The 2,475-nt window shown below is 68.2% G+C and carries 3 protein-coding genes; 1 reads left to right on the top strand and 2 read right to left on the bottom strand.

Annotated elements, in window-relative coordinates; genetic code table 11:
* Window positions 1-190, top strand: a 190-nt coding sequence (locus CCN35_RS29020) for a hypothetical protein (protein ID WP_211285586.1), incomplete at its 5' end; no start/stop codon positions are given.
* A gap of 435 nt (window positions 191-625) precedes the next feature.
* Here the strand turns inward: CCN35_RS29020 and pheA are convergent.
* Window positions 626-1,558: a prephenate dehydratase gene (pheA, locus tag CCN35_RS26650; RefSeq protein WP_067398743.1), complete on the bottom strand. Its 933-nt coding sequence runs from the start codon at window positions 1,556-1,558 to the stop codon at window positions 626-628.
* A 234-nt stretch (window positions 1,559-1,792) separates the two neighbouring features.
* On the bottom strand, window positions 1,793-2,475 hold a 683-nt coding region (locus CCN35_RS26655; protein ID WP_143631871.1), incomplete at its 5' end, for a Dyp-type peroxidase.

Here is a 2,475-nt window from a genome sequence, read left to right on the forward strand (position 1 = left end):
CGACGAGCGCGACGTCCTCTCCACGGGCGCGCTGGGAGGCGCGCACACGGTCGGGGTCCTCACGGAGCAGGCGAAGGTCAATCACGTGGCCAAGGCTACCGGTGCGGCGTTCCGCCTCACGACTCAGTATTCCGAACCGTGCATTACGTACCGTTATGGGGGAATTTCTCCCTGTAGTGATCCGTGGTGATCTCCATGGGTGGGCGCGGGGTGCCCCCTGCCCCTGAGCAGGGCTCCTGGGGGAGGTGGCGGTGGGTGTGCGGCTGACCGAAATCCCCTCTCCGATCAGGGGGCGGGGGCATGTTGTCCACAGCGATCCACATGTCGGGGAAAGTTATCCACAGGTTGTGCGGGCGATCTGTGGAAGCCGGAATTGATCACTCCGGAAAGCGGGATCGAAAGGGAGAATTCCTTGCTCAAACCCGCTCGGTGCCCCACTTTCGGATGGAAAGGCGTCACCTCAAAAGATGAATGAAAGGAGACAAGTGGACGAAGGGTGACTTGTCCCTCTTGCTTCCCTCAGGGGAGCGCAAGGGCTTTTGTTGATCGAATCACCCTTGGATGTCGACTTGTCCCCTGGTCGAGAAGAAGACCTGTGGACAACTTCTGTGGATAACGTTCCCGGCTAGAAACGACCGTCCTGGCAGCGCGCCACCCAGTCCGCCGCCGCCGCGAACTCCTCGTCCGAGGTCCCGGGCAGCGGAGGCCGGACGTCCGCCGCGCTGATGTCCGCCCGCGGGTACGAGCCGAGGAAACGCACCTGCAGACAGATCCGCTTCAGCCCCATCAGGGCCTCGGCCATCCGGCGGTCGTTGATGTGCCCCTCGGCGTCGATGCAGAAGCAGTAGTTGCCGATGCCGGCGCCCGTCGGGCGGGACTGCAGCAGCATCAGGTTGATGCCGCGGGTGCTGAACTCGCCCAGCAGATCGCGCAGCCCGCCGGGGTGGTCGTCGCGCTGCCACAGCACCACGGAGGTCTTGTCCGCGCCGCTCGGAGCGGCGGGCCGGGCGGGGCGGCCGACCAGCACGAAGCGCGTCTGTGCGTTCTCGGCGTCGTGGATGCCCGTCTCCAGGGGGACGAGCCCATAGCGCTCGGCCGCGAACTCACCGGCGAAGGCGGCGTCGTAGCGGCCCTCCTGGACCAGACGGGCGCCGTCCGCGTTCGAGGCGGCCGACTCCCAGACGGCGTCCGGGAGGTTCTTCTTCAGCCAGTTGCGCACCTGCGGCTGGGCGGCCGGGTGGGCGGTGACGGTCTTGATGTCGGACAGCGTGGTGCCGGGCCTGACCAGCAGCGCGAAGGCGATCGACAGCAGCACCTCGCGGTAGATCATCAGCGGCTCGCCCGCGACCAGCTCGTCGAGGGTGGCGGTGATGCCGCCCTCCACGGAGTTCTCGATCGGCACGAACGCGGCCTCGGCTTCACCGGCACGCACCGCGTCCAGCGCGGACTGCACCGACACATACGGGACCAGTTCCCGGGTGGCTGCCTCGGGAAGGGTGCGCAGGGCGACTTCGGTGAAGGTGCCCTCGGGGCCGAGATATGCGTAGCTCGCTGGCATGACTTCACCCTAATCGCCGTCCGGGAAGCGGGCGCGCGCGTCCTGGGGGAGCCCCTCCCGAGAGGGGACCCGCGCACCCCTGTCCGAAGAGTGCGCCTTCTCGACGCCCCCGATGCCTCCGACGCACTCGACGCACTCGACGTGCTCGACGCGTTCGGCACGTCTGGACGGGCTCGACGCGCTCGACGTGTCCTGGCGCGTTTCCCCTCTCCTGAAGCGTCCCCCGTGCCGCGCTCACCCCTCCAGCAGCCGCTGCCCCACGTACTCGCCCTTGGCCGCCCCGCCCGGCACCGCGAACAGTCCGCTCGCCTCGTGCCGGATGTACGGCGACAGCGCGTCGCCGCGGTCCAGCTTGCGCTGCACCGGGATGAAGCCGCGCAGCGGGTCCGCCTGCCAGCAGATGAACAGCAGGCCCGCGTCGGGAGTGCCGTCGGCGTCGAAGCCGTCGTGGTAGGAGAAGGGACGCCGGAGCATGGCCGCGCCCCCGTTCTGATCGGGCCGGGTGATGCGTGCGTGCGCATTGACCGGGATCACATAGCTGCCGTCCTTCCCGGTCTTCTCCAGGTCCATCTCGGTCGTCTCGGTGCCCCCGCTGAGCGGCGCCCCGTCGGACTTGCGGCGTCCGATGACGTTCTCCTGCTGGGCCAGGGACAGCTTCTCCCAGTCGTCCAGCAGCATGCGGATACGGCGTACGACGACATAGGAGCCGTGCGCCATCCAGGCCGGTTCGCCGTCCGCGGGGACGAAGACACGCTGCTCGAAGTCGGGGTCGGACGGTTTCGGATTGCGGGTGCCGTCGACCTGGCCCATGAGGTTGCGGGTCGTCATGGGATGTGCCGTGGCGCCGGGGGAGCGGTTGAAGCCGTTCATCTGCCAGCGGACGCGAGCGGCGCCGTTCGCGTCCGCTGGCAGATGAA

This window comes from Streptomyces thermovulgaris (assembly GCF_002155915.1).
Taxonomy (GTDB): domain Bacteria; phylum Actinomycetota; class Actinomycetes; order Streptomycetales; family Streptomycetaceae; genus Streptomyces; species Streptomyces thermovulgaris.

Excerpts from the sequence above, each read along its gene's own strand:
- pheA (WP_067398743.1), bottom strand. The coding sequence starts at position 1,558 with ATGCCAGCGAGCTACGCATATCTCGGCCCCGAGGGCACCTTCACCGAA.